General features: G+C 65.6%; 5 protein-coding genes. 3 read left to right on the top strand and 2 right to left on the bottom strand.

All coding sequences use genetic code 11. The annotated features are described in order from the left end of the window. Nucleotides 1-31: 31 nt before the first annotated feature. Both ACMZPQ_RS19320 and ACMZPQ_RS19315 read right to left on the bottom strand, forming a co-directional pair. Nucleotides 32-1,696 carry an MFS transporter gene (locus tag ACMZPQ_RS19320; protein ID WP_312646715.1) on the bottom strand — a complete coding sequence of 555 codons (1,665 nt, stop codon included), beginning with the start codon at nucleotides 1,694-1,696 and terminating at the stop codon, nucleotides 32-34. Nucleotides 1,697-1,772: 76 nt separating this feature from the next. Beyond that, nucleotides 1,773-3,215: a DcaP family trimeric outer membrane transporter gene (locus tag ACMZPQ_RS19315; protein WP_197583547.1), complete on the bottom strand. Its 1,443-nt coding sequence runs from the start codon at nucleotides 3,213-3,215 to the stop codon at nucleotides 1,773-1,775. A 245-nt stretch (nucleotides 3,216-3,460) separates the two neighbouring features. Between ACMZPQ_RS19315 and acs the strand changes: the two genes are divergently transcribed. From acs to ACMZPQ_RS19300, 3 genes are all read left to right on the top strand, one after another. Beyond that, nucleotides 3,461-5,404, top strand: a complete 1,944-nt coding sequence (gene acs / locus ACMZPQ_RS19310; protein WP_197583546.1) for an acetate--CoA ligase — start codon at nucleotides 3,461-3,463, stop codon at nucleotides 5,402-5,404. 80 nt (nucleotides 5,405-5,484) lie between these two features. After that, on the top strand, nucleotides 5,485-6,150 hold the full coding sequence (locus ACMZPQ_RS19305; protein ID WP_006477308.1) for a response regulator transcription factor: 666 nt from the start codon (nucleotides 5,485-5,487) through the stop codon (nucleotides 6,148-6,150). 367 nt (nucleotides 6,151-6,517) lie between these two features. Then, complete coding sequence (locus tag ACMZPQ_RS19300; RefSeq protein WP_197583545.1) at nucleotides 6,518-7,093, top strand: manganese efflux pump MntP; 576 nt, start codon at nucleotides 6,518-6,520, stop codon at nucleotides 7,091-7,093. Nucleotides 7,094-7,131: the final 38 nt, after the last annotated feature.

The raw sequence follows: 7,131 nt of genomic DNA, 5'->3' as shown, positions 1-7,131 counted from the left end.
GGTGGGCGCCGACCGTGGGTCGGCACGCCGCTTACTTGGTGATATCCACGTCCTTGGTCTCGCGCAGGAACAGGCCGCCCACCACCACCGACATCAGCGCGATGATGATCGGGTACCACAGGCCGTAGTACAGGTTGCCGGTACCGGCCACCAGCGCGAACGAGATCGCCGGCAGGAAGCCACCGAACCAGCCGTTGCCGATGTGGTACGGCAGCGACATCGAGGTGTAACGGATGCGGGTCGGGAACAGTTCGACCAGGTAGGCGGCAATCGGGCCGTAGACCATGGTCACGTACAGCACCAGCAGCCACAGCATGAAGATCGTGCCGGCGATGTTGATGCGCGCGCCATCGGCCTTGGCCGGGTAACCCGCGGTGGTCAGTGCACCCTTCAGTTCGGCACCGAACGCATCGGCCTTGGCCTTGCCTTCTTCCTTGGTCAGGCCAGCGGCCTCATACGAGGTGACGCTGGCGCTGCCCACGTTCACCATCGCCAGCGAACCGGCGGCGGCGGGCTGCACGTCGTACGGCACGCCGGCCTTGGTCAGCGCGGCGGTGGCCACGTCGCAGGAGCTGGTGAACTTGCGCAGGCCCACCGGATCGAACTGGAACGAGCAGGTGTTCGGATCGGCCACGACCAGCGCAGGCGAGCTGCTGCGGGCTTCCTCAATGGCCGGGTTGGCGAAGTGGGTCAGGCCCTTGAAGATCGGGATGTAGGTGACGGCAGCCAGCAGGCAGCCGGCCAGGATGATCTTCTTGCGGCCGATACGGTCGGACAGCCAGCCGAAGAAGATGAAGAACGGCACGCCCAGCGCGAGTGCGGCGGCAATCAACAGGTAGGAGGTGGTGGCATCGACCTTCAGCATGCTGCTGAGGAAGAACAGCGCGTAGAACTGGCCGCCGTACCAGACCACGGCCTGGCCGGCCGCGGCGCCGAGCAGGACCAGCAGCATCAGCTTCAGGTTGCCGCCCTTCAGGCTGTCACGGAACGGCGTCTTGGAGCCCTTGCCTTCCGACTTCATCTGCTGGAACAGCGGCGACTCGCTCAGCTGCAGGCGGATCCATACCGAGATGCCCAGCAGCAGGATCGAAACCAGGAACGGGATGCGCCAGCCCCAGGCCTCGAAGGCTTCATTGCCGAGGAAATAGCGGCAGGCCAGGATGATCAGCAGCGACATGAACAGGCCGAGCGTGGCGGTGCACTGGATGAAGCTGGTGTACAGGCCACGCTTGTCGTCCGGCGCGTGCTCGGCCACGTAGGTGGCAGCTCCGCCGTACTCACCGCCCATCGCCAGGCCCTGGGCCAGGCGCAGCACGATCAGGATGACCGGGGCAGCAAAGCCGATCGTGGCGTAGTTGGGCAGCACGCCGACCAGGAAGGTCGAAATGCCCATGATCAGGATGGTGACCAGGAAGGTGTACTTGCGGCCGATACGGTCGCCGAGGCTGCCGAAGAAGGCCGCGCCGAACGGACGCACGAAGAAGCCGGCAGCGAACGCCAGCAGGGCGAAGATCATGCCGGTGGTTTCGTTGACGCCACTGAAGAACTGCTTGGCGATGATCGCGGCGAGCGAGCCGTACAGGAAGAAGTCGTACCACTCGAACACCGTGCCGAGGCTCGATGCGAAGATGACCTTCTTGTGGCCCTGGGTCAGGGTGCCCGCTGGATTGTGCGGACTTGATGCAGTGCTGGACATGGGACATTTCCCTCGGTAGATGCCGGCCTTGGTCGGCACTCAATTCGGTGGGTGCCGACCGTTGGCCGGCACGCTCTTAGAAGCTGTACTTGGTGGTGAACTGCAATCGGGTGATGTCACCCTTGTTGCCGTTCTCGATCTCGCGGCGGCCGTACATCAGCTCGGCACCGATATCGACCTTGGGCAGCGGCGAGTAGAAGATGTTGCCGCGCACGCTCTGCACGCTCTTGGTCACCAGCGGGCCCAGCACGCTGTCGTTGTCGTAGTCACTGCGCGCGTAGATCAGGTTGGTGCGCAGCTTCGGCGAGAACGCATGGCGCCAGCCCACATAACCGGCAAGCACGCCGGTCGGGTTGAGCTCGTCGCGGGCCACGTCATAGGCGCTGTCGGCGGTGATGCCCAGGCCGATGTAGCGGGCGATGCCTTCGCCGCCGGTCAGCTGGTAGTGCAGCGAATCGCTGTCACCCATCACCCACTTGCCGCCCAGGGTCAGGCCGCCGGCCACCTTGTCGGCCTTGGCGCCGGTGGCCTGGTTGTCGACCTTCAGCTGGCGGACGATGCCACCAACACCGAAGGTGCCCCAGTCGCCCTTCCAGCCATAACGCATCGTCAGGTCGGGCAGGCTGCCGCGATCGGAGTTGGCGCTGGTGTTGGTCCAGGCACCGGTGACCGGGTTGCGGGTACCGGTGAGGGTGGTGGTTTCCGGGTTTTCCAGCGCGACGCTGAAGCCGCCCTGGGTGTAGCGCACCTGGGCCTGGCGCACGAAGATCACGCCGTCGGTGGGGCCGACGAAGTCGACCGCTTCCGGCAGTGCGGCCGCATCCATGAAGTTGGACCAGGTCTGGCCGGCCAGCCAGTTGTTCCAGTACATGTAGGCGTGGCGCAGGGTCACGCCATAGGTGTTGGTGGCGGTCTGGTTGCCCAGCGAATTGCCGAAGAAGTCCATCTCGAAGAACGCGCCGGCCTTGTTGCCCGATTCGCTCACGTTGTCGATGCCAAGGTTGAAGCGCGAGAACTTGGCGTGGGCGTTGAAATCGGTGCCCGAACGCTTGCCGGTGCCACCGGCGCCTTCCACCGGGGTCTGGCCCGGCAGGTACAGCGCGCGGCCGGTGGCATCGTCGGCCAGCTGGCCATCGCTGGTCTGGGTGGCCAGGAAGTCGGCCTTGATGAAACCGCCGATCTTGACCGTGGTGCCCGGCGCGGCGCCCGGAGTGATGGTGGTGACCTGGATCGGCTGCTTCCCGGCCGGCACCTGTGCGACCGGCTTCTGCTCGGCCTGCACCGTGCGGACTTCGGTCACCGCCTGCTGGGTCTGGCTGATCTGGGTCTGCTGTTGTTGCTGCGAAGACAGCAGCAGCTGGACCTGGCGTTCCAGTTCGGCAACGCGTGTTTCCAGTGCCCGCTCTCGCGGAGTACTTCCTTTGGCGGTCTCTGCGAACGCCATGCCCGGTGCGACCAGGGCGACCAACAGGCAGGCCGCCAAAGGTGTGCGCACGGCTTTCAACGTACGGTGGCTCATGTTGCCCTCTCTCCCAAGTGGCAAGGTGATGCCGCGCGTGGGGCACGGTCGAGCCGAGACTGCGGGGCGTTTATGTATAGCGGCTATTCGCCATTGGTCGAACCCGGCCCTGCTGGGCGCTCACTTTCGACCATGGTCTAAGCGTGGCGGTGACGCGGCAGGGGGTGGATGGGGCAAACTGAGGGGAATCGGTCGCTGCGATGCTGCGATCGCACATACAAAGTCAACGTGCAAGTGAGGGTGCCATGGCTGATATCTACCCCGTCGATCCGCAGTTCGCCGCCGAGGCACGCATCGACAAGACGTCGTACGAACAGCAGTACCAGGCTTCGGTGACCGACCCGGATGGTTTCTGGGGCAAGGCCGCCGAGCGCCTGCAATGGATGCGCACGCCGACGAAGATCAAGAACGTCAGCTACGACCTGTCCGATTTCCACATCAAGTGGTTCGAGGATGGCGAGCTCAATGCCAGCGTGAACTGCCTGGACCGCCAACTGGACACGCGCGGCGACAAGACCGCGCTGCTGTTCGAACCGGATGCCCCCGACGCGCCGGCCCAGCACGTGACCTATCGCGAGCTGTACGAGCGCACCTGCCGCCTCGGCAACGCGCTGCGCAACCTGGGCGTCAAGAAGGGCGACCGGGTCACCATCTACCTGCCGATGATCGTCGACGCTGCGGTGGCCATGCTGGCCTGCGCGCGCATCGGTGCGATCCACTCGGTGGTGTTCGGTGGCTTTGCGCCGAACTCGATCGCCGACCGCGTCAGCGACTGCCAGAGCAAGCTGATCATCACCGCCGACGAAGGCCTTCGCGGTGGCCGGAAGATTCCGTTGAAGGCCAACGTCGATGCCGCGCTGAAGCTGCCAGGCACGAACACGGTTGAAACCGTGCTGGTGGTGCGCCACACCGGCGGCGCGGTCGACATGCAGGCCCCGCGCGACCGCTGGTTCCACGACGTGGTGGACAGCCAGTCGGCCACCTGCGAACCCGAGCGCATGAACGCGGAAGACCCGCTGTTCATCCTGTACACCTCCGGTTCCACCGGCAAGCCCAAGGGCGTGCTGCACACCACTGGCGGCTACCTGCTGTACGCGGCTTACACCCATGAGGCGGTGTTCGACCTGCGCGAGGATGACGTCTACTGGTGCACCGCCGACGTTGGCTGGGTCACCGGCCACAGCTACATCGTGTACGGCCCGCTGGCCAACGGCGCAACCTCGCTGATGTTCGAAGGCGTGCCGAACTATCCGGATACCTCGCGCTTCTGGAACGTGATCGACAAGCACAAGGTCAGCATTTTCTACACCGCCCCGACCGCCATCCGTGCGCTGATGCGCGAGGGCGAGGAGCCGGTGAAGAAGACCTCGCGCGCCTCGCTGCGCCTGCTTGGCAGCGTCGGCGAGCCGATCAACCCGGAAGCCTGGCGCTGGTACTACGAAGTGGTCGGCGACAGCCGCTGCCCGATCGTCGATACCTGGTGGCAGACCGAAACCGGCGGCATCCTGATTTCGCCGCTGGCCGGCGCGATGGACCTCAAGCCGGGCTCGGCCACCCTGCCCTTCTTCGGCGTGCAGCCGGCGCTGGTCAATGCCGATGGCGAGATCCAGGACGGCCCGACCGAGGGCAACCTGATCATCCGTGATTCCTGGCCGGGCCAGATGCGCACGGTGTACGGCGATCACCAGCGTTTCATCGACACCTATTTCCGCACCTACCCGGGCAGCTATTTCACCGGCGACGGCTGCCGCCGCGACGAGGACGGCTATTACTGGATCACCGGCCGCGTCGACGATGTGATCAACGTGTCCGGCCACCGCATCGGCACCGCCGAAGTGGAAAGCGCGCTGGTCTCGCACCCGAAGGTGGCCGAAGCGGCCGTGGTCGGTTTCCCGCACGACGTGAAGGGCCAGGGCATCTACGCCTATGTGACCCTGGTGGCCGAAGAGGCACCGAGCGACGAACTGCAGAAGGAACTGGTCGCCTGGGTGCGCAAGGAAATCGGGCCGATCGCCACGCCGGACCACCTGCAGTGGGCGCCGGGCCTGCCCAAGACCCGCTCGGGCAAGATCATGCGGCGCATCCTGCGCAAGATCGCCGAGAACGCGCCGGACCAGCTCGGCGACACCTCGACCCTGGCCGACCCGTCGGTGGTGGCGTCGCTGGTGGACGAGCGCAAGGTACGCTGATGCACGACCCGGGGTCAGAGCCCTTTCCGCAAGGAAAGGGCTCTGACCCCAAACAGTTTCCCCCACGGTTCCCCCCGACCATGACCACCCTCCTGATTGCCGATGACCACCCGCTGTTCCGCGAAGCCCTGCGCGGCGCGGTGCAGCGGGTCATCCCCGGCGTGCAGCTGTTCGAGGCCGACAGCGTGGAAGCGCTGTACGCGCTGGCCGACCAGCACAACGACGCCGACCTGGTCCTGATGGACCTCAACATGCCTGGTGCGCAGGGTTTCAACGCCCTGGTGCACATGCGCTCGCTGCACCCGCACCTGCCGGTGGTGGTGGTGTCCGCGCGCGAAGAAGCCACGGTGATGCGCCGCGCGCTCGACCACGGCGCGCTCGGCTTCATTCCGAAGTCGGCCGACTCGGACACCATCGGCCACGCGCTCGGCACCATCCTCGATGGCGAGACCTGGGCACCGCCGGAAGCGCATAACGTGCCGCCCACCGGCAGCGAGGAACGCGAGGTGGGCCAGCGCCTGCGCGAGCTCACCCCACAACAGTTCCGCGTGCTGCAGATGCTGGGCGCCGGCCGCTTGAACAAGCAGATCGCCTACGACCTCAACGTTTCCGAAGCGACGATCAAGGCGCATGTCACTGCGATCCTGCGCAAGCTGGGCGTGACCAACCGCACCCAGGCCGTGCTGATGGCCGGCAAGCTGGCGATCGACGACGACGCCATCGTGCTGCCGCCGGAAGAGGATTGACGGTAGTGCCGGCCGCTGGCCGGCAATTCCCTGAAACGCGCGAATCGCATGAAACCGCTCCGGTGGGTGCCAAGCTTGCTTGGCACTCCTTTGCTTCGCCCTGTTATAGCCATCGCTATACAAACCAGCCGTGCCTGCGCGTTTCGCTGGAAATGCGCCACGCGCGGATCGCGATGCTAAGCTTCGCGTCCCCTTGGGGAGTAGCCGGATTCCTTCGCAGGAATCGTCCACGTCAACATGCTCGGCCAGTGCGCCGTGGCGTGGACAACCATGATGGTTGGCGAGACCAGCGGCCCGCGCGCGCAACGTCAGGTTGGGCGCGAGCGCAGGCCGTGCGTCCGTCCTAGCCCGACCTCAGCCGCCGCCCATGTCCCCCATTTCGATCCTCCTGATCGGCTTTGCCATGTCCACCGATGCCTTCGCCGCTGCAATCGGCAAGGGTGCGGCCATGCGCAAGCCGGTGTTCCGCGATGCACTGCGTGCCGGCATCATCTTCGGTGTCATCGAGGCGATCACGCCCATCATCGGCTGGCTGCTTGGCCGTGCCGCCCTGCAGTACGTCGAAGCCTTCGACCACTGGATCGCCTTCGGCCTGCTCGGCGCGCTGGGCATCCACATGATCTACAACGGCCTGCGCCCCGACAATGCCGAGGAAGAAGAAGATCCTTCGCAGCACCACGGCTTCTGGAAGCTGGCGCTGACCGGCTTCGCCACCAGCATCGACGCGATGGCGGTGGGCATCGGCCTGGCCTTCATGGACGTGCATATCGGCGTGATGGCCGCGGTGATCGGCCTGTGCACGCTGACCATGGTCACTGCCGGCATCATGCTCGGCCGCGTGCTGGGCAGCATGGTCGGCAAGCGCGCCGAGATCATCGGCGGCGTGATCCTGGTGATCATCGGTGCGACGATCCTGTACGAACATCTGCACGGTGTGGGATAACGCGCCGAAGGCGAGAGATGCGTGGTTGCCGGCCAGCG

The sequence above is a fragment of the Stenotrophomonas maltophilia genome, assembly GCF_047497515.2.
Classification (GTDB): domain Bacteria; phylum Pseudomonadota; class Gammaproteobacteria; order Xanthomonadales; family Xanthomonadaceae; genus Stenotrophomonas.
Note: the sequence above shows the minus strand (reverse complement) of the source record. Positions and strands in the feature narration are given on the sequence as shown.

What these genes read in the sequence shown, in the direction of transcription:
- ACMZPQ_RS19320 (WP_312646715.1), bottom strand. Translation starts at nt 1,696, where the DNA reads ATGTCCAGCACTGCATCAAGTCCGCACAATCCAGCGGGCACCCTGACC.
- ACMZPQ_RS19315 (WP_197583547.1), bottom strand. Translation starts at nt 3,215, where the DNA reads ATGAGCCACCGTACGTTGAAAGCCGTGCGCACACCTTTGGCGGCCTGC.
- acs (WP_197583546.1), top strand. Translation starts at nt 3,461, where the DNA reads ATGGCTGATATCTACCCCGTCGATCCGCAGTTCGCCGCCGAGGCACGC.
- ACMZPQ_RS19305 (WP_006477308.1), top strand. Translation starts at nt 5,485, where the DNA reads ATGACCACCCTCCTGATTGCCGATGACCACCCGCTGTTCCGCGAAGCC.
- ACMZPQ_RS19300 (WP_197583545.1), top strand. Translation starts at nt 6,518, where the DNA reads ATGTCCCCCATTTCGATCCTCCTGATCGGCTTTGCCATGTCCACCGAT.